Below are 21,534 nucleotides of genomic sequence, written 5' to 3' on the forward strand. Positions count from 1 at the left end.
TTTCTGGCTATGTCGTGGAATGGCTTCATGTTCGCGGCACATTCCTTGTGTGGATCCGGTATTTTTTCAGCGTCCGCCCAATACCAGGCGTTCGCTGAGAAAGTCGACGAACACTCGCAGTTTCGGCAGCAGATGTCGACTGCCGGGCCAGAGCACCGAGAACTTGCCGCTGTCGATCTGATAGTCGTCCAGCACCGATACCAGGGAACCGTCGGCCAGGGCGCCACGCACCACGAAGTCCGGAACGAAGGCGATGCCCAGGCCCTGGGTGGCGGCGTGGATCAGCGATTCCAGGTTGTTGCTGGTCAGGGCGCTGCGCAGCAGCAGCGGTGGGGCGTCGGCGGGCAGACGCAGTTTCCATTCCTGCAGTTGCACAGTGCCGGGAAACTTGTAGCGCAGGCAGGCATGCCCCTCCAGGTCCCGCGGGCATTCGGGCACACCATGGCGGGCGAAGTAGTACGGGGCGCTGACCAGCACAAAACGGAACGGCCCCAGGGTGCGCGATTTGAGCTGTGAGTCCGCCAGCTCGCCGCTGCGGATCACCGCGTCGACGCCTTCGGCGATCACGTCGATCAGCCGGTCGTTGAAGTCCAGGTCCAGTTCGATCTCCGGGTAGCGTTCGGCGAACTCCGGCAGGATCGGCAGCAGCATGCGATAGCCGATGGCGGGCAGGCTGACCCGCAGCTTGCCGCGGGGCTTGTCGCTGATACGCGCCAGTTCGGCTTCGGCGTCTTCCACCTCGCCGACGATGCGCTGGCAGCGCTCGAAGAACAGCGTGCCTTCGTCGGTCAGGCTGATACGCCGGGTGCTGCGATTGAGCAGGCGCACGCCGAGCCGTTCTTCCAGGCGCGCCAGGCTTTTGCCCACCGCCGAAGCGGAGATGCCCAGGCGCTCCGCCGCGCCGACAAAACTGCCGGCCTGCACCGTGCGCACAAAGGCCAGCATGCCACTGAGGTTGTCCATGGGGATCTCGATTGGAGCGTTAATGTCCGTAAAGAACGGACTTTAGCCCTGTTTGTGGATGATTGCGGCGAATCTACCATTGATCGCACCCTAACGTTCCCCCTGAGGTGCCGATGAGTTCGCCAACCGATGTGCCTGCTGCCTTAGATCACACTGTCGCCGGCGGTTCTTCCTACGCCGTGCTGGCCGCGGTGTGCCTGGCGGCGCTGATCCTGCCGCTGACCTTCGTCGGCGTGGCCGTGGCGACCCCGGCCATCGGCCGCGAGCTGGGCGGCGGCCCCCTGGCCCTGAGCTGGATCACCAATGCCTTCATGCTGAGTTTCGGCAGCGCGCTGATGGCTGCCGGCACCCTGGCCGACGAGTACGGGCGCAAGCGCGTGTTCAGCCTCGGTGTTGGCCTGTTCGCCCTGACGTCGCTGGCCCTGGCCTTCGCGCCTTCGGTGCTCTGGCTCGACCTGTTGCGGGCGGTGCAGGGGCTGGCCGGTGCAGCGGCGCTGGCGGGTGGCTCGGCTGCTTTGGCCCAGACGTTCGAGGGCCCGGCGCGGACCCGCGCCTTCAGCCTGCTGGGCACCACCTTCGGCGTCGGCCTGGCATTCGGGCCGATCCTCGCCGGGGTGTTGATCGAAGCCTACGGCTGGCGTTCGATCTTCGTCTCCGGGACCTTGATAGGTGGTCTGTCGCTGCTGTTCGGCGTGCCGCGCATGCCTGAGTCCCGCGATCCGGACGCGGCGGGTGTCGACTGGCCCGGCACCTTGAGTTTCACCGCGGCGCTGGTGGCGCTGACCTGGGGCATTTTGCAGGCGCCGCAAAGTGGCTGGGGCAGCCCGCTGGTCTGGGGTCTGCTGCTGGTGGCGCTGCTGGCGTTGCTGCTGTTTATCGTGGTGGAGCTGCGGGTCAAGCGGCCGATGCTCGACCTGTCGCTGTTTCGTTACCCGCGCTTTGTCGGCGTGCAGCTGCTGCCGATCGCCACCTGCTATTGCTTCGTCGTGTTGCTGATCCTGCTGCCGATCCGCTTTATCGGCGTGGAAGGCTACAGCGAGATCGATGCCGGCTTGATGATGATCGCCCTGTCCGCGCCGATGGTGGTGGTGCCGTTGCTGGCCGCGTGGCTGACCCGCTGGTTCGGCGCCGGGACCCTGTCCAGCGTCGGCCTGGTGATTGCCGCGCTCGGGCTCTATCTGCTCAGCCGGATCGCCCCGGGGCAGGCGCCGGCGACCAATGTCTTGCCCATGCTGTTGATCGGCTTCGGTGCCGGTTTGCCCTGGGGCTTGATGGACGGGCTGTCGGTCAGTGTGGTGCCCAAGGAACGGGCGGGGATGGCCACCGGCATCTTCAGCACCACCCGGGTGGCGGGCGAGGGCATTGCCCTGGCCCTGGTGGTGGCCCTGCTGGCCGGCTTGCTGCAACTGTCCATGGCCGCGGCGCTGCCGGAACATCCGCAGCTGTCGCTGGCCGCGCAGCAACTGGCCAGCGGCAACCTGCAGGCCAGCGCGGCCTTGTTGCCCGAGCTGGGCCGGGAGCTGCTGCTCGGGCTCTATGCCAAGGCTTTCACCTGGCTGCTGTATGCGCTGATCGCCATCACCCTGGTCGCGGCGCTGGTGGTGCGGCTGATGCTGCATGAGCCGCGCCGGGCTTGAGGGCGTTCAGCGAAACTCGAAGAACTCGTAGTGCAGGTTGCGCTCGGGAATCGCGTATTCGCGCATCAACGTCTTGACCCGCGCCAGCAAACCCTTGGGTCCGCAGAAACTGATCTGGATCTGTTGCGGATCGGTTTCGCTGGCCAGCCGTTGCAGGGTTTCGCCCAGGCGGTCGGCGCCGTCGGTGTGGCCGATGAAAGCCACTCCGCGCTGCTCGGCCAGGCCCTGCAAGGTTTCGAGGCTGGGGAAGGCCCGTGACGGGTTGCAGCAGTACACCAGGGTTGCCTGATCGAAACGTCCGGCGGCGGCATCCTGCAGCCACGAGATAAAGGGTGAGATGCCCACGCCACCGCCGATCCAGATCTCCCGGCCGGCATCGAGCCGACGCTTGAAGCGGCCATAGGGCGCGTAGAGGTCGGCGAGCATGCCGACCTTGACCTGCTGTCGCAGCTTCTGGGTGTAGTCGCCCAGGGCGCGGATCACGAACTCGATGCGCCCGTCGCTGGCGTGGGCGCTGGCGATGGTGAAGGGGTGCGGTTCGCGCAGGCCTTTTTCACGCATGGCGAGAAAGGCGAACTGCCCGGCCTTGAAGGCGAAACCGCGGTGCAGCGGGGTCAGCTCCAGGTGCAGGGAGTTTTTCTCCAGGGTCACCGCGCTGACCCGGTATTCGCCGGCCTTGGCCAGCAACGGATAGAGCAGCAGCTTGTACAGGGCGCCGAGCAGGCCCAGGCCGCAGAGCGCGGTGAGCCAGATACCCGAGGGGTTATCCAGGGCAATCGGCGACTTGAAGCTCAGCCAGTGCAGGATGACGATCGCGAACAGCGGCCCGGACAGCTTGTGCCACCAGCGCCACTGGCCGTAGGGAATGTTGCGGTTCAGCGCCAGCAGCACGATCAGACCGAGGGCGACGTAGCTCAGTTGGCGCACCATGCGCGTCCAGTACTTGGACAGTTCGATGATCGGCACGCTTTGCCAGAGATCCAGGTTGGCCTTGAACACCAGGTGATAGCTGGCGAAGACCAGCGCCCAGATGCCCAGCCACTTGTGGCTTTCATAGACCCGGTCGAGGCCGCCGAACAGCCGCTCGACCCAGCGCCAGCGGCTGGCCAGCAGGCAGGACAGGGCCATGTAGGCCAGCGCCGTGGCGCCGAGGACCAGGCTCAGGGTGGCGGAGGTCAGCCAGGTATCGCTGGGGATTTCCAGCAGCACGGTGAGGGTGGTGATCAGCAGGACGCCGACCACCGAGTACCAGGTTTTCAAGGGGGACACCTCCAGAAAGATGGCGCCAGTGTCGGCGCATAGGATGGGTCGCGGGCTGCGCGCGGGTCAGGGCGCAGCCGGGTGAGGGCGTATTTTACTGGCGAAGCGGCAGTCCTGAGCTGATCTGCATCAGCGCCTGCTCAGTGCGGGTGTGGCAAGGGGTTTTCCACTAGCCAGGCCTGGGCGAAATCCAGGTAGGCGCGGACGATGTTCGAGGGCGGGCGCTGGTTCGGATACAGCAGGTGCAGCTGTTGTTCCGGCATCGGCAGGCGCGGCAGCAGGGCTTGCAGGCGACCGTCGCGCACGGCTTCGGCGGCGAGAAAGGCCGGCAGCTCGGTGACCACCTTGGCGGTCAGCGCCAGTTGGCGCAGGTGCAGGTAATCGTTGGCGGCGAACAGCGGATCGGGGCTGTAGGACTGGTCGCCCAGCTGCCACTGTTCCCGGGCATCGGCCTGGCGCGACCAGACGGCACAGGGAAATCCGCGAAGGTCGGCGGGGGTTTGCGGGGTGCCGAGGCGCTCCAGCAGCAGCGGGCTGGCGACCAGCATATGCCGGTAGCTGCCGAGCAGGCGCGCCGGGCGCTCCTCGTCGAACAGCGGCCCGGCGCGCAAGGCGACGTCGACCCCGTCCTGCGCCAGGTCGCTTTCCCGCTCGCTGGTATAGACCGCGACCTGGACCTCGGGATGGCGCCGCTGGAACTCGGCCAGCAGCTTCCACCAGCTCTCGAACGCCGCCGGCACCGACACACTCAGGCGGCCCTGCAAGTGCATTCGATCATTTCTGACAGCCTGTTCGCCCTCGGCCAGGGCTTCGATACCGCGGCTGGCGTGTTCATAGAGCTGGCTGCCGGCGGCGGTCAGCCGGGTGCCGCGGGTGGAGCGTTCCAGCAGTTGCACGTTGAGGCTGCGTTCCAGTTCACGAATGCCCCGGCGGATGGTGGCCAGCGGTAGTTGCAGCAGGTTGGCGGCGGACGAAATGCTGCCGCACTGGACCACGCTGACAAACATCCTGGCGGCGTTGAGATCCATGAGCGCTCCCTGTCGAATGTAGTGGAAAGCCTATCAGCTGCGGCTCTGCCCGATCAAAAATGCGCGGTCCGCGGGCGATTTTCATCGACGGTTTTTTCTCCCGCGCGGGGACGGTGCGAGGGGCCGCGCCAGGGATGGCCACGACAACTGTGTTCTCGACGCGGCGGGATGCGTCTAGCAGCGATAGCTTCGCGGCGGTGCGAGGCGGAACGTGCGAGTCTGAACATGCAAGCGTTGTTGAACGAGATCCTCGACGAGGTCCGTCCCCTGATTGGCCAGGGCAAAGTGGCCAGCTACATTCCGGCGCTGGCCGACGTGCCGGCCAACCAGCTGGGGATCGCGGTGTATGGCAACGATGGCCAGGTGTTCAGCGCCGGCGACGCCGATACGCCGTTCTCGGTGCAAAGCATTTCCAAGGTGTTCAGCCTGGTACAGGCCATCGGGCATTCCGGCGAGGCGATCTGGCAGCGCCTGGGGCATGAGCCTTCCGGGCAGCCTTTCAATTCCCTGGTGCAGCTGGAGTTCGAGCGTGGCCGTCCGCGCAACCCGTTCATCAACGCCGGGGCGCTGGTGATCTGCGATATCAACCAGTCGCGCTTCGCCGCGCCGGCGCTGTCCATGCGCGATTTCGTGCGGCGCCTGTCCGGCAACATGCAGGTGCTGGTGGACGGCCGCGTCGCCGATTCGGAATACCAGCACCGCGCGCGCAATGCGGCGATGGCCTACCTGATGCAGTCCTTCGGCAACTTCCACAACGACGTCGAGGCGGTGCTGCGCAGCTACTTCAGCCACTGTGCGCTGCGCATGAGTTGCGTCGATCTGGCGCGGGCCTTCTGCTTCCTGGCCAACGACGGCTTCTGCAAGCACAGCGGCGAGCAGATCCTCACGGCGCGCCAGACCCAGCAGGTCAACTCGATCATGGCCACCAGCGGCCTGTACGACGAAGCCGGCAATTTCGCCTACCGCGTCGGCCTGCCGGGCAAGAGCGGCGTGGGCGGCGGCATCGTCGCGGTGGTGCCGGGGCAATTCACGGTATGCGTGTGGTCGCCGGAATTGAACACGGCGGGCAATTCCCTGGTGGGCATGGCGGCGCTGGAATTGCTGAGCCAGCGCATCGGCTGGTCGGTGTTCTAGGGGCGGCGGGACAAGGGCGGCCGGTCGCAGGCTGCGCCAGCGGCTACAGGAACGCGGTGCTTGTGTAGCCGCTGCCGAGCCTGCGAGGCTGCGATCGGTTTGGGCGGCATTCCGACACAGCAACCGCAAAGCCTGAGTCCGCGGTCTGTCTGGATAAGCGTATTTGCGAGCGCAGCGCGTCCGCTTACCAGGTGAAGTTGGCGGTCTTGGGCAGGCTCAGCTGGCCTTTGTCGACGAAACGCATCGTGCCGAACGGGCCGCCGGCGAGCTTGCCGCGCAGCACGTAGGGCAGGTCGTCGAGGCTTTGCGTCTGGCTCAGGCCCAGGGTCTGGCGCAGCACGGCGAAGGCCGAGACGCTGACCGGCACCACCAGCACCCCCTCGGAGAAACGCCCGATGCTGCCGCTCTGGTCGCTGACCCCGGAGGCCAGTGGCTGGCCATTGACTTCCAGGTCCAGGGCCACGCCGTTGTAGTTGATCGCGGTTTCGTTGGGGTTCTGCAGGCGCAGCTTGACCGCGAAGCGCACTTCCAGGTCCTGGCTGGGCAGGGGTTCGATACCGACCACATTGATGTGCAACTGATCGCGCTGGGGAAACAGGGCGCAGGCGCTCAGGCTGAGCAACAGCAAGGAAAGGGTGAGGCCGAGGAATCTGCGCATTGGAAGCTCTCTGCGGGAAAGGAGGCAGTAGCGAATCTAGCGCGACCAGGTCTGCACCACAAACCGCAGACCTCAAATGCCACCCGTGCGTACCTGTAGGAGCGAGCTTGCTCGCGATAAGGCCGGCAGGACCGGTATCGCGCTTATGCTCGGGCGTTTTTGGTGTTGTCACCACTGATGCCATCGCTAGCAATCGAGCGTCGACCGGCTGCTCCTACAGGGGGGACACGGTCGCTCAGGCGTTGGCCTTGGCGCTCATATCCGGGTCCTGCATGACCTTGAGGGTCGCCGCTTCCGGGTCGAACTCGTCTTCTTCCAGCTCGATGAACTCTTCCGGCAGGAAGATGTTCAGCAGGATCGCGCACATCGCGCCCACGGTGATCGGCGATTCGAAGATGTTGTGCAGCGCCTTGGGCAGTTCGCGCAGGACTTCCGGCACCGCCGCCACGCCCAGGCCCATGCCCAGGGAGATCGCCACGATCAGCACGTTGCGTCGATGCAGCCCGGCTTCGGCGAGGATCTTGATCCCGGCCACGGCCACGGTGCCGAACATGATCAGGGTCGCGCCGCCCAGCACCGGCTTGGGCATCAGTTGCAGCACCGCACCGATCACCGGGAACAGCCCGAGCAGCACCAGCAGGCCGGCGATGAAGTACGCCACGTAGCGACTGGCCACGCCGGTCAGCTGAATCACCCCGTTGTTCTGGGCGAAGGTGACCATCGGCAGGCTGTTGAACACCGCCGCCACCATCGAGTTGAAACCGTCGGCCAGCAGGCCGGACTTGATGCGCTTGATGTACAGCGGGCCCTTGACCGGCTGCTGGGAAATCATCGAGTTGGCGGTCAGGTCGCCGGCCGCTTCCAGGGGCGAGATCAGGAAGATCACCGCCAGCGGAATGAAGGCGATCAGGTCGAAGGAGAAACCGTACTTGAACGGCACCGGCACGCTGACCATCGGCACATCCGGCATCGCCGCCATATCGACCCGGCCCAGCAGCCAGGCGACCACGAAGCCCAGGGTCAGGCCGATGACGATCGAGCCCAGGCGCAGCATTGGGTGACTGAAGCGGTTGAGCACGACAATGGTCAGCAGCACCAGGGCGGCCAGGCCCAGGTTGCTGGCGGCGCCCAGGTCCGGCGCGCCGAAGCCGCCGGCCATGTCGGTGACCGCCACCTTGATCAGCGACAAGCCCATCAGGGTGATGATGGTGCCGGTCACCACCGGGGTGATCAGCTTGCGCAGCTTACCGATGAACTGGCTGAGGAACATCTCGATAAAGGCCGCGCAGAAGCAGATGCCGAAGATGGTCGAGAGGATTTCCTCGTTGCTGCCACCACGGCCTTTGACCATCAGGCCGGCGCTGAGCAGCACGCTGATAAAGGAAAAGCTGGTGCCCTGCACGCACAGCAGCCCGGAGCCGATCGGCCCCAGGCGCCGGGCCTGGACGAAGGTGCCCAGGCCCGAGACGAACAGCGCCATGCTGATCAGGTAGGGCGTTTCGTTCTGCAGGCCCAGCACGCCGCCGAAGATCAGAGTCGGGGAGATGATGCCGACAAAACTCGCCAGCACATGTTGCAGCGCGGCGAAGATCGCCGCGCTGAAATGCGGGCGGTCCTCCAGGCCATAGATCAGGTCGGACTTGTAGCGCGGCGTGGAGCGATCAGGTGCGGTCATGGGAAAAAGCCTGCCAATGACGTGTCGATAGGGCATGAAACACGTGGAGAGAAGGGGCGCGACGCGGGCTGTCGAAGGACGTAAGGCAAAATCTGCGGACCCGGTCAGAAAAATGGAGGCGCAGGATGCCAGAAAGGTGACCGGGCCAGAAGGGCCAGCCTCACAATCACCCAGACACACCGGTCCCTGTAGCCGCTGCCGCAGGCTGCGATCGGCAACGCAGTTGCCGCAAAACCTGAGCCTGCGGTGCATCAGACAGAATGCGCTGTCCGGATTGCGGCCGCTTCGCGACCGATCGTAGCCTGCGGCAGCGGCTACGGGGCTCGCTACTGACAGATCCTGACAGGGTGCTCTGTTAAGCTGCGCCGATCCTTCCCTGTCGAGCCTGATGCCGTGTCGCGTACCACGCGTTTGTTGACCCTGTTGCAAGTGCTGCGCGGCAAGCGCTGCCCGGTGACCGCCGCGGCGCTGGCGGCGGAGCTTGCGGTGTCCGAGCGCACCCTGTACCGCGACATCGCCGAGCTGACGGCCCTGGGTGCGCCGATCCATGGCGAGGCCGGGATCGGCTATGTGCTGCGCAGCGGCCTGTTCCTGCCGCCGCTGATGCTCAACGCCGACGAGACCGAAGCCATCGTCCTTGGCCTGCGCTATGTCGACCAGCGTGGCGACGAAGTCCTCGGCAAGGCCGCCGCCGATGCCCTGGCAAAGATCGCCGCGGTGCTGGCGCCGGCGGCCCAGGAAGCCTTGCACAACCCAACCGTGCTGCCCGGCCCGCCGGCGTATCGCTACCCGGAAAACGTGGTGCCGCTGAATGTGTTTCGCCAGGCGATCCGCGAGCAGGCCAAGCTGCACATCGATTACGCCGACGTGAACAAGACGCCGAGCCAGCGCCTGATCTGGCCGCTGGCCCTGGGCTTTATGAATGAGGCGCGGGTGATCGTCGCCTGGTGTGAGCTGCGCGACGATTTCCGCACCTTTCGCACCGACCGCATCGCCGCCGCGAGCGAGCAGGGCCAGCGTTATCCGGGACGGCGCAGCGACCTGTTGCGCACCTGGCGCCAGCGCATGCAACTGGACGATGCCGGGCGTTTCACTCCTGACAAGAATTGACGCGACGGCGTTTTAGCATGGCTCCAGCAACGATAAACAAGGAGCCGCAGCACCATGTCCAGCACAGCCACTTCTCTCGCACCGGCCATCGCCGCCTACCTCGCGGCCACCAATGGTCGTGACAGTTCGGCGGTCGCCAGTTTCTTCGCCGAAGACGCCCAGGTGTTCGATGAGGGCCAGCATCAGGCCGGCACCCGCGCCATCGCCCAATGGATGGAAGACACCGCCCGCCGTTACCAGCCCCGGCTCGAGGTGCTCAAGGTCCAGCAACGCACTGGCAAGGTGCTGGTGGACAACCTGATCTCCGGCAGCTTTCCCGGCAGCCCGCTGGAATTGCGCTACGTGTTCCGGCTCGACGAGCAGGGCAAGATCGCCCGGCTGGATATCTCGCTATAGCCATCGCGCCCGCGCTCGCTGTAGCCGCTGGCGCAGCCTGCGATCGGCAACGCAGTTGCCGCAAAACCTGGGCACGCGGTGTATCAGGTAGAACGCGCGGCCCGGATTACGGCAACTGCGTTGCCGATCGCAGCCTCGCGCTGCTCGGCAGCGGCTACACAGGCGCCGTGTTCCCTGTAGCCGCAGCGGTCGCCGGGTGAGGCATGGCATACTGCGGGCCCATTTGCGGATGCGTGGACCCCATGCCTTTCGATTCCCCCCTCAGCGCCTATCAGTACGCCCTCCAGGAGCGCGGTTTCGTCGCCGACGAGGCCCAGGAGCGGGCGATGCTGGCCCTGCAGCAGTGTCATGTCGCGCTGCATGAAGGGCGACGCTCGATCACCGGGGTCTATCTGTGGGGCCCCGTGGGACGGGGCAAGACCTGGCTGATGGACCAGTTCTATCAGAGCCTCGAGGTGCCGGCGCGGCGTCAGCACTTCCACCATTTCATGGGCTGGGTCCATCAGCGCTCGTTCCAGCTGACCGGCACCGCCGACCCGTTGCAGGCCCTGGCCCGCGAGCTGAGCGAAGAGGTGCGGGTGCTGTGTTTCGACGAACTGTTCGTCAACGACATCGGCGACGCGATCATTCTCGGACGCCTGTTCCAGGTGATGTTCGAGCAGGGCGTGGTGATGGTCTGCACCTCCAACCAGCCGCCGCAACAGCTGTATGCCGACGGTTTCAACCGCGAACGCTTCCTGCCGGCGATTGCCGCGATCGAGGCGCATATGCAGGTGGTGGCGGTGGACGGCGCCCAGGACCATCGCCTGCACCCGGGGGCGGCCACCCAGCGTTATTGGCTGACCCCGGCCGGCCAACCGAGCGCTCTGGGCCCGGCGTTCGAACAACTGGCGGCGGGGCAGGCGGTGTCCAGCGCGGTATTGTCGGTGGGCTACCGCGAGGTCCGGGTGATCAAGGCCAGCGAGCGGGTGCTCTGGTGCCGTTTCGCCGACCTGTGCGAGCAGCCGTTTGCCGCCATGGACTTCATGGCCCTGTGCGACCGCTTCAGCGCGATCCTGCTCAGCGAAGTGCCCGAGCTCAGCGCGCAACAGCGCCCGGGGCGGATTGCCCGAGGCACCGAGGATGGCGCCGAGCGAGTGGTGGCGGGCGATCGCGAGCTGCCGCAGCTATCGGTGCACGATGACAGCGTGCGGCGTTTCATCGCCCTGGTGGACGAGTGTTATGACCGCAAGGTGCCGCTCTACCTCGAAGCGCGGGTGCCGATGGAGGCGTTGTACACCGAGGGCTACCTGGAGTTTCCATTCCGCCGTACCCTCAGTCGTCTGAAGGAGATGCAGCTGCAGCGTTTCGGCTGAGCACGCCTGATCATTACAAGGGAGACCTGACCGTGAACCAGCCCCTGTCCCATCATCTGCTGACCATGGCTTACCAGAACGCCTGGGCCAATCACCGCCTGGGCAAGGCCTGGGAAATACTGGACCCGAGCGAGCTGGCGGCGCTGCGGGTGAGTTTCTTTCCCAGCCTGAAAGCCACCCTCAACCACATCCTTACCTGCGACTGGTTCTACGTCGACGCGCTGGAGCGAGAGCTGCGCGGCGAGGCGCCACGGGCCGACTGCTATGTGTTTTTCGAGGTCGAGGAACCCTTCGACCAGGCCGCCGACCTGCGCCGCGAGCAGGCGCTGGTGGACCGCCGGCTGATCGCCTATTGCGCGCAGCAACGGGATGTGGACCTTGCGCGCATCGTCACCATCGCCCGGGAAAAACCCCAGCGCGATACCCGGTTGCGCCTGCTCTCGCACCTGTTCGAGCACCAGCTGCATCACCGTGGCCAGGTGCACGCGATGCTCAGCGGCACCCGGGTGGCGCCGCCGCAGCTGGACGAGTTTTTCTGCGCGGGCGAGGCGGCCCTGCGCGCCGAGGACTTTGCCGAGCTGGGCTGGAGCGAAGCGCAGATCTGGGGCGCGGAGGCGGTCGAGGAAAAAGAACGGTAACGCTTGACGCGCTAGCCGCTCGTTTGGTCATGTGCCGGTGTTTACAATCGCTCTCCCGGGGACCCGCCCGGATCAATAACTGTTGAGGACAAACATGGACGTTGCAGACGTATTGGTACTCCAGGCCAGCTACACCAACCCGGTACACGCCGAGGCGATCGCCCTGGTGCTCAACCACTATGCCCAGGACCCGATGGGCGGCGGCCAGCCGCTGGACGCCGATCTGTTGCGGCAATTGCCCGGCGAACTGGCCAAGCGGCCCCACGCGTTCAGCGTGCTGGCCTTTGTCGGTGGCGAACCCGCCGGCCTGGTGAATTGCTTCGAGGGTTTTTCCACCTTTGCCGGCCGGCCGCTGGTCAATGTGCACGATGTGTCGGTGATCGATAAATTCCGCGGCCTGGGCCTGAGCCAGAAGATGCTGCACAAGGTCGAGGAGATCGCCCGCCAGCGCGGCTGCTGCAAGATCACCCTGGAAGTGCTGGAGGGCAACGCGGTGGCCCAGGCGTCCTACCGCAAGTTCGGCTTCGACGACGCCAGGCTCGACCCGAGCCATGGCCGGATGCTGTTCTGGAACAAAACCCTGTAAGGCCCTGGAGCCCGCCGGCCGATGAACTCATCTCCCCTGGATGCTCCCGTGACCCGCCGTGACAGTGCCTGGACGGTGTTCCTGGTGTTCCTGCGGCTGGGCTTGAGTTCCTTCGGCGGGCCGGTGGCGCACCTGGGGTATTTCCGTAGCGAATTCGTCCAGCGCCGCGCCTGGCTGAGCGAGGCGGCCTATGCCGAGCTGATCGCCCTATGCCAGTTCCTCCCGGGGCCGGCCAGCAGCCAGGTGGGCTTTGCCCTGGGCTGGTCGCGGGCGGGGCTGGCCGGCGCGCTGGGCGCCTGGCTGGGTTTCACCTTGCCTTCGGCGCTGATCCTGATTGCCCTGGCCATGGGCCTGAGCGGTAGCGGCACAGGGTTGCCCGGCGGGCTGGTGCATGGCCTGAAGATCGTCGCGGTGGCGGTGGTGGCCCAGGCCCTGTGGGGCATGGCCCGTGTCTTGTGCCGCGGGCCGTTGCGCATGCTGATCACGCTGGTCTCGGCGATCAGTGTACTGCTCTGGCCGACCACCCTCGGTCAAGTCTGCGTGATGTTGCTGGCGGGGATGATCGGCGCAGGCCTGCTCCAGCCGACCTTCGACCAGCGCGAGGACGGGCTGGCGATCGCGGTCGGCAAGCGCACGGGCTACCTGGCCCTTGTGCTCTTTGCCCTGTTGCTGGCGGGCTTGCCGCTGCTGGCCGGGCTCTGGCCCAGCCTGTCGCTGCTGCTGGCCGACGGTTTTTATCGCGCCGGTGCCCTGGTGTTCGGCGGCGGCCATGTGGTGCTGCCGCTGCTGCAGAGCGAGGTGGTCGCACCGGGCCTGCTGAGCAACGATCTGTTTCTCGCCGGTTATGCCGCTGCCCAGGCGGTGCCGGGCCCTTTGTTCTCTTTTTCGGCCTTTCTCGGCGCCGCCATCGACGGCTGGCGCGGCGCGCTGGTGTGCCTGGCGATGATTTTCCTGCCGGCCATGCTGTTGATCGTCGGCGTCCTGCCGTTCTGGCAGCACCTGCGCCACCTGGGCCGGGTCCAGGCCGCGCTGGCCGGCGTCAACGCGGCGGTGGTCGGCCTGCTGGCGGCGGCGCTGTACGACCCGCTATGGACCAGCAGCATCCTCAAGCCGCTGGACCTGGGGTTGGCCCTGCTGGCCCTGGCCGCGCTGATGCGCTGGAAGCTGCCGCCGTGGCTGGTGGTGCTCGCCGGTGGCGCCGTCGGCCTGCTGCTGGGGGCCTGAGGCCAGCGTCGTCAGGTGCGCGGTGGATGATTGAGTCGGGCAAACACCAGGCGGAACAGGGTGAAGCTGCCCGGCACACTGCTGACCTCGGTCCGGCCCTGATGCAGGTTCATGATCGAGCGCACGATCGCCAAGCCCAGTCCCGTACCGCCTTCGGCGCGCGAGCGGCTGCTGTCGACCCGATAGAAGCGCTCGAACAGGTGCGCCAGGTGCTGCTCCGGGATACCGGCGCCGGGGTTGCCCACCGACAGCGACACGCTCGATTCATGTTCCTCCACCAGGATCGAAATGCTCGACGCCCGCGGGCTGTGGCGGATGGCGTTGGACAGCAGGTTGGAGATCGCCCGCTGGATCATCAGGCGGTCGCCATACACCAGGCCATCGCCGGACAGGCTGATGCCCAGGTGCTTTTCCTCGGCGCTCAGGGCGAACAGTTCCATGACCCGCCGCGCTTCCTCGCCCAGGGAGATTGCTTCGAACGCCACCTGGGAGGCCGGATGGCTGACCTGGGCGAGGAACAGCATGTCGCTGACGATCCGGGTCAGGCGCTCCAGCTCTTCGGTGCTCGACTCCAGCACCGCCTTGTACTCGTGGGGCGGGCGCTCCCGGGACAGGGTGACCTGGGCCTTGCCCATCAGGTTGGTGATGGGCGAGCGCAGCTCGTGGGCCAGGTCGTCGGAGAATTGCGAGAGCTGCTGCACGCCGCCGTCGAGCCGGTGCAGCATGAAATTGATGCTGTGGGCCAGCTCGGCCAGCTCCCGCGGCAGGTTGTCCGGCGACAGCCGATGGGTCAGGTCTTGGGTGGTGACCTTGGCGGCTACCCGGCTGAATTGCTGCAACGGCGCCAGGCCACGCTGCACCACCCACCAGGCGCCGATGCCGATCAGCATCAGCAGCAGAGGCAGGGCGATCACCGTGGAACGCAGGTAGGCACTGAGCAACGCCTGGTCATTGGCCCGGTCCAGGGACAGCACCACCCGTACCTGTTCGCCATTGCGCAGGCTGACCAGGCTGGAGGTGCTGAGCAGCCGGTTGCCGGCGCTGTCGAGCCAGTCGAGGAATACCGGGCCTTCCGGTCGGGTCAGGGCTTCGGGCAGCGGGCCCAGGTTGCGGTTGCCGATGTTCAGCAGCGGTTCGGCCTGGGGATCGGCGGCGAAAATGCTCAGGTGCAGGTTGTCGTGGCCCATCACCAGGTCCAGCAGCGAATGTGGGCGGGCGGCGATATCGCCGGTCTTCAGGTCGCTGGTCAGGGTGTGGCGGATCTGTTCGAGTTTGTTGTCCAGGCTTTCCCGCGCCAGGCTGCCCAGTTCGTGGCTGAGGGCCAGGTAGGCCAGGGTCGCGAGCAGCAGCACCAGGCCCGCACCCATCAGGCTGACGGTCAGGCCCAGGCGCATGGACAGGCTGCTGGCGGTGCGTTGCGCGGCTTTCATTGGCGCACTTCCAGGACATAACCGACACCGCGGATGGTGTGGATCAGCTTGATCTCGCTGGCATCGTCGATCTTCGCCCGCAGGCGGCTGATGGAGACCTCCACCACGTTGGTGTCGCAGTCGAAGTTCATATCCCAGACCAGGGAGATGATCTGGGTGCGGGTCAGCACCTCGCCCGATTGGCGCATCAGCACCTGCAACAGGGTGAACTCCTTGGTGGTCAGGTCGATGCGCCGCGAGCCGCGATAGGCCCGGTGCCGGCGTGGGTCGAGCTCCAGGTCGGCGACCCGCAGGGTGTCGGTCGCCGGCAGGTTCTCGCTGCGCCGCAGCAGGGTGCGCACCCGCGCCAGCAGCTCGGGAAACTCGAACGGCTTGACCAGGTAGTCGTCGGCCCCCAGGTCCAGCCCCTTGACCTTGTCGGCCAGGCGCCCGCGCGCCGAGAGCATCATCACCCGGGCGTTGCTGTCCTTGCGCATGTCTTCCAGCACCTGCCAGCCGTCCTTTTCCGGCAGATTGACGTCCAGAATCACCAGTTCGTAGTTTTGCTGTTCGATCAGGTAAAGCCCGTCGACACCGGTGGCGGCGCGGTCTACTACATAACCGCTTTCGGTCAGGCCCTGATGCAGATAATCGGCAGTTTTACGCTCGTCTTCGACAACCAGAATGCGCATGGAAAAGTGACCTCTTGATCATTAATACGATTTCAATGGCGCTGGATATGAAGTTGTTGTTGGACCAGCCATAAAGCCCGCGAAGTTGCTGCTGATAAATAGCCTCAGCCGTTTGGGTCGGGGAATGCTCAAGCCTGAAGTGGCTTTAGGGTCAAGATTTAAAGTGCTTGATATCAATAGCTTGTGCCTGTTTTCGACAGCCGGTTAGCTGGCTGGTCCAATAGCAAGCCAAGTGAAGTGATTCAAACTGATCATCTGTCATTTACTGTTTCAATATATGTCGTAGTTTGGCGGAAACTTATATTAATACAGCCGGCAGTGACGCCTGCTTAGATGGCGTAATTGTCATTTTGACGTCAGAAAGTTGATAGCCCATGGTCATGTCGCTGATATCGACGGCGATAAAAAAGGCGCCCGTGAAAGGGCGCCGGAAGATCCTCTCTGGCAAGGGAGCATGAGCGTCAGAGAGGAGTAGAGCTCGGGACGTTTCAGGTGTCCGGTTGCGCGCTGGCGCGGGTCGGGTCCTCGGCGGGTGCCTGGGGTTTTTTCCCGTTCTCGGAGGACGTCTGTTCGCTATCGGTGCGGGGTATCTGCTGGCTGATGGGGAAGTTGTCCCAGTAGTGTTTCATGCGTTCAGCGCCGCCTTCGGCGAACGCTGCACCCGAGCTGGCAATCATCAGACCGGCGAGCAGGAGTGTGGAGGCTTTCATATGCGATGTCCCATTGACGGTGATCGGAATTCCGTCGCGTCCCTGTAACGAAGCAGTAATAGAAGTATGGCGCGATCTTATTAACTGGGGGTTAACAGGGCGCTGAAGGCGGGATGACAATGCTGTCATCCCGGATGAGAGGCGCTGACGGCCCACTGATATTGGCCGTGTAGGAAGAAGGGCGGGTTACAGCTTCCAGTCCAGGCTCAGGGTCATAGTGCGCGGTTCGCCCCAGTAGACTCCGTTATAGAAGCCGACCCGTTCGTAGTACTTTTTGTCGAACAGGTTGGTGACGTTGAGCGAAGCCGACAGGTGCGGGTCAAACTCGTAGCGCGACATCAGCCCGGCCACGCTGTAGGCCTGCTGATGGATGCGGGTGTTTTCGGTGACGATACGCCCGTTGCCGTCGCGCCCCACCGGCCGCCGGCTGCTGCCGTAGATCTCGCTTTGCCAGTTCAGGCTGCCGCCGACGGTCAGCGCCCGCCACTGGCCCGGCAGGCGATAGGCCGTGGACAGGCGCAGCATGTTCATCGGCTCGCCGCCGTTGGCGCGCTGCTTTTCGCCGTCCAGGGCGTGGGTATAGGTGTAGCCGGCGGTGAGGTTCCAGTCCGCGAGGATTTCGCCCGAGACCTCGGCCTCGAACCCCCGGACCTTGCCGCCTTTGCCGCCCGACTTGTAGAACTCCTCGCCAGTGACCGGGTCCGGCGGCACCGAGCTGTCCAGTTCGGCGACGTTGTCCTGCTTGCTCCAGAACACCGCGGTGGCCAGGTTCAGGCGCTCCTCCAGCAGGCTGCCCTTGAGCCCCAGTTCGTAGTTGCTGCCGACCACCGGTTCCAGGTATTTGCGGCTGGCGTCGCGCTGGGTCTGGGGCTTGAAGATGTCGGTGTAGCTGACATACGCCGTGTATTCGGGAGTGAGGTCGTACAGCAGGCCGGCGTAGGGCGTCCACATGTCGTTGTGCTGCTGGCGGGTGTCTTCGAGGCTGGTCAGCTGGTTGTTGGCATCGTAGCGGCGAGAACGACTGTGGGCGCTCCAGCTGCCGTAACGGCTGCCGAGCACCGCGTGCAGGTCGTCGCTCAGGCTCAGGCGGGTGGCCAGGTAGCCGGCCTTTTGCCGGGTGCTGTCGCCGGAACCGGGCAGGTTGGTCACGGTGTCGGGAAACTTGGCGATGCCGCCCATGTATTTCCAGTCGGCGATGCTGGCGTAACCCGGTGGTGTCGGGCCGCCGACAGTGTAGGGCGACGACTCGCGGCGCTCGGCCTCGCCGTAGCCCAGCATCAGCTCATGTTCGCGGCCCAGCAGGCTGTAGGGGCCGGCCAGGTTGAAGTCGTACACGCGCATTTTCTGCGTGCCGATCATATGGCTGGCCCAGGCGGTCATGCCCGAGCGGTCGGCTTCCGGGAAACCGGCACCGCCGTAATAGACCTTGCCGTCGCTGTCGCTGTCGCGGTGGGTGTAGGCGGCTTTCAGGTGCCAGTCGTGGCCCAGGCGCTGGTCGAGGGTGGCGAAGGCGGTCTTGTCCCTGAGCGGCCAGGAACTCCAGTGCGCCGCCATGTTGGTGGAGCGCGGCAGATTGGCCTTGCCGCCCGCGGCGTTCCAGTAGGGCACGGTGCCCCAGGAGGTACCCTGGACCTGCTTGTCCTGGTAGTCGTAGCCCACGGCCAGGGTGGTGCTGTCGCTCAGGTCGGCCTCGAGAATGCCGTAGCCGACTTCCCGCTGCAGCTGGTAGTGGTCGCGAAACGACTGGCTGTCGCGATAGGCCAGCACCGTGCGCCCGCGCAGGCGGCCGTCGAACCCCAGGGGACCGCCGACGTCGACGTAGCTGTAGTAGTTGTCATAGCTGCCGCCGCTGACGCCGGCCTTGGCCGCCCACTCGTGGGTCGGTCGCTTGCGCACCATGTTGACCGTGGCCGAGGGGTCGCCAGCGCCGGTGGTCAGGCCGGTGGCGCCGCGGACCACTTCGATACGGTCGTAGATGATGGTGTCCGAATCGGACTTCATGCGATTGAAGGTGTTGAGCATGCCATCGATCTGGAAGTTGTTGATGGAGTAGCCGCGGGAGGAATAGCTCACTCGGTCGGAGTCCAGGTGCTGGACCACCACCCCGGTGGTTTGCCCCAGCACCTCGGACAAGGTATCGAGTTTGAAATCGTCCATCTGCTGGCGGGTCACCACCGATACCGATTGCGGGGTTTCCTTGATCGACAGGTTCAGGCGGGTGGCGGTGCTCATGCTGCCGGTGGTGTAGGACCCGGTGTTCTCCGTGGTCGCGCCCAGGCCCTGGGCGGTGACGCTGGTGGCATCGAGCTCCAGGGTCTTGGCGTCGCGGTCGGGGTTCCGGGCGGGTTCGCTTTCGGCCAGCAGCTCGGGGCTCAGAACCGCGCCGCACAGGCCGAATGTCAAAGTCATGGAACGGGTGAATGGCGCGAGCATCGCTGCCGTCTCCTTGTCGTCGAGGGAAAAAATCCGTTTGCACTGAGACGAAAAGGAGGAAGGGTATTTAGGTCAAACGAGAATAATTATTATCTTTCAGATACAACAATGCCCCATGAAGGGGCATTGAAGGCCGGTAGTACGGGGCTGCGTGAGCCCCGTAGGAAAAGGCTTATTCTGGTATCGCTTATTTCTGTGCCACTTATTTCTGTACCACTGCGGTGGGTGGCGGCGCCTTGGGCTTCATCAGGCTGAAGTCGATCAGGGCTTTCTCGTTGCGTTCATAAGGGTTGCCGATCAGCAGCGGGCGCGGCTTGAATCTGTCGCTGACCAGGCTCTTGCTGCGGTCCAGTTCGTCGGAACTCAGGCCGGCCATGTCGGCCCAGGTATGGATCAGGTGCGAGCTGCTGTAGGGGCGGCCGAGGTCGCCGGCGAAGTTCCAGTCATGGTTCTGCTTCCACTTCGGCGAGGCCCAGGCGATGAACGGAATGGTGTACATCGGCGCGGTCGGCTTGCCTTCGTTGCGGCCCAGGGTGTTGTGGCCGGCGGAGTCGAACACGTCTTCGCCGTGGTCCGACAGGTACAGCAGGAAGCCGTTGGGGTCGGTCTTGGCGTAGTCCTTGATCAGGCTCGAGACCACGAAGTCGTTGTACAGCACGGCATTGTCGTAGCTGTTGTAGGTCGGCACCTGGTCGTCACGCACGCCGGCCGGCACGCCAGTGCGGTCGGTGAACTTGTCGTAGCTCGGCGGGTAGCGGTACTGGTAGCTCATGTGGGTGCCCAGCAGGTGGACCACGATGAACTTGCGCGGCGCGCCGTCGGCCAGGGCCCTGGAGAACGGCTCCAGCACGTCGCCGTCGTACTGGCGGGCGTTCTGGTTGCGGTTGTTGTTCAGGTAGACCTGCTCGTCCGCCTGCTCGGAGAAGGTGGTGAGCATGGTGTTGCGTTTGGTCATGGTCTGCTGGTTGGTGATCCAGTAGGTCTTGTAGCCGGCCTGCTTCATCACGCTGACCAGGGACGGGGTCTTGAGGTACAGGTCGGGGTTTTCTTCGTCGGCGAAGGTCAGTACCTGCTGCAAGGCTTCGATGGTGTAGGGGCGTGGGGTGATGACGTTGTCGAAGATCGCCAGCTGGTCCTTGAGCTTGTCCAGCTCCGGTGTGGTCTGGCGCGGGTAGCCGTAGAGGCTCATGCGCTGGCGGTTGGTCGACTCGCCGATCACCAGGACCAGGGTCGAAGGCTGGTTGGCCATGCTGTCCTTGAGGTTCTGCAGCGGTGGGATCTTGCTCACGTTGTCGAGCATGCCCTGCATGTTTTCCAGCTGCTCGCGGTAGCGCCGGTAGGCCACCACCATCTGCCACGGCACTGCGGGCTCGATGCGCGTCTCGAATTTCTCCAGGCCGCCGGCGAAGCTGCCGGTGCGCGCGGTCTGCTTGATCAGCGGGTAGCCGATGACGGCGATCAGGATGGCCATGGCCGCCACCAGCGCGCGACCGCGCGGCAGGTAGACCGGGCGCAGGCGGGTCCAGAGGAAGAGGGCGAAGGCGGTATGGGCGAGGAACGCCAGCACCATCCACCAGGCGAAGTACTGGGTCAGGTACTCACCGGCTTCGGAGGGGTTCGACTCGAACATGATGAAGATGACGCTCTGGGAGAACTCCTGCTGGTAAATGAAGAAGTAACCCAGGCTGGCCATGGAACAGGCCCAGAGCACGATGCCGATGACGGCGGCCATCGCGCGGGTGCGGGCCGGGAACAGCAGCATCGGCGCCAGCCAGATCGCGCTCATGATGAAGGCCTGGCGGAAACCGGCGAACCCGGAGGTGTCGGTCAGCTGGATCAGTAACTGGGTGATGCCGGAGAAGTACCAGAAGAACAGGAAGAGCCAGCCCAGGCCCGCCCAGTCAAACCCTTTCGCGGACGTCTTGTCGCGTTTAAACACTGCCATCGAGCGCTCCAGCTGCATTGAACATGACATTCGCCGGAAAGCTTCGACTACCTCGGCGAACGCGCGCCGCGCCCGTGGGGGCGGCAATATTGCGCCGGAGTATCCACAAGCAGGTGTGAAAACTTTGTGAGTTGGTACCTGCGTGTCAGATAATGCCGTCGCCAGGAGGCAGGCAGGGTAAAAAGCGACGGGCAAAAAGAAGCCGGCGATCCATCAAGGACTCAGCCGGCTTCATTAACAACCTGTTGCAAGGACCGGCCACGGCGGGCGGGTTCCTCGGATTCTCAGGCGTGTAGCTGGGTGACGGCAGCCACCTGACCCTGGTTCTGCAATGCCAGGCGCAGTTGCGCCAGCTCTTGCTTCAACTGGTCGCGCTCGTTCTTCAGTTCGCGCAACTCGTCACGACGGATAGTGACGTAGAGGGTTTGTGCTGGTCGTGCCGGTAGTACTGTGCCCATTGCTCACCTCGCAAATGGCGTGCATCAACTGTGGTCCGGCCGCTCGAATTCCGGGGCCTGAAACACTATCGGCGGCAATTTTGATTTCTTTTGCCGGCAAAGGGAACTTTTTTATTTTCAGCGGTCGTTGTGCCTTCGAAGCGATTCGCGTCGTTATCCACTCACTGCTTGGGAAACTTAGTCCAGCCGCTCTGGACTAACCCTCACTGGCCTCGTTGGGCTA

Annotated in this window: 19 protein-coding genes; 8 read left to right on the plus strand and 11 right to left on the minus strand. The window is 64.8% G+C overall.

The window, feature by feature from the left end; genetic code table 11:
* Window positions 1–66: 66 nt before the first annotated feature.
* Window positions 67–963: a LysR family transcriptional regulator gene (locus AC3RCP_RS15250; RefSeq protein WP_492570293.1), complete on the minus strand. Its 897-nt coding sequence runs from the start codon at window positions 961–963 to the stop codon at window positions 67–69.
* 113 nt (window positions 964–1,076) lie between these two features.
* Here AC3RCP_RS15250 and AC3RCP_RS15255 point away from each other — a divergent pair, with 113 nt between their 5' ends.
* Window positions 1,077–2,600, plus strand: coding sequence for an MFS transporter (locus AC3RCP_RS15255; RefSeq protein ID WP_492570295.1), 1,524 nt, complete (start codon window positions 1,077–1,079; stop codon window positions 2,598–2,600).
* 6 nt (window positions 2,601–2,606) lie between these two features.
* Here AC3RCP_RS15255 and AC3RCP_RS15260 read toward each other — a convergent pair whose 3' ends face one another.
* Complete coding sequence (locus AC3RCP_RS15260; protein WP_101337869.1) at window positions 2,607–3,860, minus strand: ferredoxin reductase family protein; 1,254 nt, start codon at window positions 3,858–3,860, stop codon at window positions 2,607–2,609.
* Window positions 3,861–4,000: 140 nt separating this feature from the next.
* Complete coding sequence (locus tag AC3RCP_RS15265; protein WP_101337870.1) at window positions 4,001–4,888, minus strand: LysR family transcriptional regulator; 888 nt, start codon at window positions 4,886–4,888, stop codon at window positions 4,001–4,003.
* A 225-nt stretch (window positions 4,889–5,113) separates the two neighbouring features.
* Here AC3RCP_RS15265 and glsB point away from each other — a divergent pair, with 225 nt between their 5' ends.
* Window positions 5,114–6,022, plus strand: a complete 909-nt coding sequence (gene glsB, locus AC3RCP_RS15270; RefSeq protein WP_492570297.1) for a glutaminase B — start codon at window positions 5,114–5,116, stop codon at window positions 6,020–6,022.
* Between the two features lie 184 nt (window positions 6,023–6,206).
* On the opposite strand, the gene AC3RCP_RS15275 is transcribed toward glsB, so the two are convergent.
* A complete protein-coding gene (locus AC3RCP_RS15275; RefSeq protein WP_007928537.1) occupies window positions 6,207–6,680 on the minus strand; it encodes an LEA/WHy family protein in 474 nt (157 codons plus the stop codon).
* A gap of 235 nt (window positions 6,681–6,915) precedes the next feature.
* Window positions 6,916–8,355, minus strand: coding sequence for a nucleobase:cation symporter-2 family protein (locus AC3RCP_RS15280; protein ID WP_101337872.1), 1,440 nt, complete (start codon window positions 8,353–8,355; stop codon window positions 6,916–6,918).
* Between the two features lie 393 nt (window positions 8,356–8,748).
* On the opposite strand from AC3RCP_RS15280, the gene AC3RCP_RS15285 reads away from it, so the two are divergent.
* From AC3RCP_RS15285 to chrA, 6 genes are all read left to right on the plus strand, one after another.
* A complete protein-coding gene (locus AC3RCP_RS15285; protein WP_062825795.1) occupies window positions 8,749–9,465 on the plus strand; it encodes a helix-turn-helix transcriptional regulator in 717 nt (238 codons plus the stop codon).
* 54 nt (window positions 9,466–9,519) lie between these two features.
* Window positions 9,520–9,861 carry a nuclear transport factor 2 family protein gene (locus AC3RCP_RS15290; protein ID WP_009043734.1) on the plus strand — a complete coding sequence of 114 codons (342 nt, stop codon included), beginning with the start codon at window positions 9,520–9,522 and terminating at the stop codon, window positions 9,859–9,861.
* A gap of 242 nt (window positions 9,862–10,103) precedes the next feature.
* Entirely contained in the window at window positions 10,104–11,216 is a 1,113-nt protein-coding gene (gene zapE / locus AC3RCP_RS15295) for a cell division protein ZapE (protein ID WP_492570300.1), read from the plus strand.
* 32 nt (window positions 11,217–11,248) lie between these two features.
* Entirely contained in the window at window positions 11,249–11,854 is a 606-nt protein-coding gene (locus tag AC3RCP_RS15300; RefSeq protein WP_101337874.1) for a DinB family protein, read from the plus strand.
* Between the two features lie 94 nt (window positions 11,855–11,948).
* On the plus strand, window positions 11,949–12,440 hold the full coding sequence (locus AC3RCP_RS15305; RefSeq protein ID WP_009043737.1) for a GNAT family N-acetyltransferase: 492 nt from the start codon (window positions 11,949–11,951) through the stop codon (window positions 12,438–12,440).
* Window positions 12,441–12,461: 21 nt separating this feature from the next.
* Window positions 12,462–13,664 (plus strand): chromate efflux transporter, encoded by a 1,203-nt coding sequence (chrA, locus tag AC3RCP_RS15310; RefSeq protein WP_101337875.1) that lies wholly within the window; start codon window positions 12,462–12,464, stop codon window positions 13,662–13,664.
* Window positions 13,665–13,675: 11 nt separating this feature from the next.
* Here chrA and AC3RCP_RS15315 read toward each other — a convergent pair whose 3' ends face one another.
* The 6 genes from AC3RCP_RS15315 to AC3RCP_RS15340 form a co-directional block, all read right to left on the minus strand.
* Window positions 13,676–15,094: a heavy metal sensor histidine kinase gene (locus AC3RCP_RS15315; protein WP_492570303.1), complete on the minus strand. Its 1,419-nt coding sequence runs from the start codon at window positions 15,092–15,094 to the stop codon at window positions 13,676–13,678.
* Window positions 15,091–15,765: a heavy metal response regulator transcription factor gene (locus AC3RCP_RS15320; protein WP_007922715.1), complete on the minus strand. Its 675-nt coding sequence runs from the start codon at window positions 15,763–15,765 to the stop codon at window positions 15,091–15,093. Before AC3RCP_RS15320 ends, AC3RCP_RS15315 begins: the two co-directional genes overlap by 4 nt.
* Window positions 15,766–16,253: 488 nt before the next feature.
* Entirely contained in the window at window positions 16,254–16,475 is a 222-nt protein-coding gene (locus AC3RCP_RS15325) for a hypothetical protein (protein ID WP_492570305.1), read from the minus strand.
* 186 nt (window positions 16,476–16,661) lie between these two features.
* On the minus strand, window positions 16,662–18,908 hold the full coding sequence (locus AC3RCP_RS15330; protein ID WP_492570307.1) for a TonB-dependent siderophore receptor: 2,247 nt from the start codon (window positions 18,906–18,908) through the stop codon (window positions 16,662–16,664).
* 202 nt (window positions 18,909–19,110) lie between these two features.
* Window positions 19,111–20,853, minus strand: coding sequence for a phosphoethanolamine transferase CptA (locus AC3RCP_RS15335; RefSeq protein ID WP_492570309.1), 1,743 nt, complete (start codon window positions 20,851–20,853; stop codon window positions 19,111–19,113).
* A gap of 284 nt (window positions 20,854–21,137) precedes the next feature.
* The gene (locus AC3RCP_RS15340) at window positions 21,138–21,311 is read right to left on the minus strand and encodes a DUF6026 family protein (protein ID WP_007922719.1); all 174 of its coding nucleotides are present in this window, start codon (window positions 21,309–21,311) and stop codon (window positions 21,138–21,140) included.
* Window positions 21,312–21,534 lie beyond the last annotated feature (223 nt).

This window comes from Pseudomonas sp. GW822-FHT05A08 (assembly GCF_058800485.1).

Bases quoted from the DNA above. Each gene is read 5' to 3' on its own strand.
- zapE (WP_492570300.1), top strand. From the start codon at position 10,104: ATGCCTTTCGATTCCCCCCTCAGCGCCTATCAGTACGCCCTCCAGGAG.
- glsB (WP_492570297.1), top strand. From the start codon at position 5,114: ATGCAAGCGTTGTTGAACGAGATCCTCGACGAGGTCCGTCCCCTGATT.
- AC3RCP_RS15250 (WP_492570293.1), bottom strand. From the start codon at position 963: ATGGACAACCTCAGTGGCATGCTGGCCTTTGTGCGCACGGTGCAGGCC.
- AC3RCP_RS15330 (WP_492570307.1), bottom strand. From the start codon at position 18,908: ATGCTCGCGCCATTCACCCGTTCCATGACTTTGACATTCGGCCTGTGC.
- AC3RCP_RS15305 (WP_009043737.1), top strand. From the start codon at position 11,949: ATGGACGTTGCAGACGTATTGGTACTCCAGGCCAGCTACACCAACCCG.
- AC3RCP_RS15340 (WP_007922719.1), bottom strand. From the start codon at position 21,311: ATGGGCACAGTACTACCGGCACGACCAGCACAAACCCTCTACGTCACT.
- AC3RCP_RS15255 (WP_492570295.1), top strand. From the start codon at position 1,077: ATGAGTTCGCCAACCGATGTGCCTGCTGCCTTAGATCACACTGTCGCC.
- AC3RCP_RS15265 (WP_101337870.1), bottom strand. From the start codon at position 4,888: ATGGATCTCAACGCCGCCAGGATGTTTGTCAGCGTGGTCCAGTGCGGC.
- AC3RCP_RS15280 (WP_101337872.1), bottom strand. From the start codon at position 8,355: ATGACCGCACCTGATCGCTCCACGCCGCGCTACAAGTCCGACCTGATC.
- AC3RCP_RS15320 (WP_007922715.1), bottom strand. From the start codon at position 15,765: ATGCGCATTCTGGTTGTCGAAGACGAGCGTAAAACTGCCGATTATCTG.
- chrA (WP_101337875.1), top strand. From the start codon at position 12,462: ATGAACTCATCTCCCCTGGATGCTCCCGTGACCCGCCGTGACAGTGCC.
- AC3RCP_RS15275 (WP_007928537.1), bottom strand. From the start codon at position 6,680: ATGCGCAGATTCCTCGGCCTCACCCTTTCCTTGCTGTTGCTCAGCCTG.
- AC3RCP_RS15325 (WP_492570305.1), bottom strand. From the start codon at position 16,475: ATGAAAGCCTCCACACTCCTGCTCGCCGGTCTGATGATTGCCAGCTCG.
- AC3RCP_RS15315 (WP_492570303.1), bottom strand. From the start codon at position 15,094: ATGAAAGCCGCGCAACGCACCGCCAGCAGCCTGTCCATGCGCCTGGGC.
- AC3RCP_RS15290 (WP_009043734.1), top strand. From the start codon at position 9,520: ATGTCCAGCACAGCCACTTCTCTCGCACCGGCCATCGCCGCCTACCTC.
- AC3RCP_RS15335 (WP_492570309.1), bottom strand. From the start codon at position 20,853: ATGGCAGTGTTTAAACGCGACAAGACGTCCGCGAAAGGGTTTGACTGG.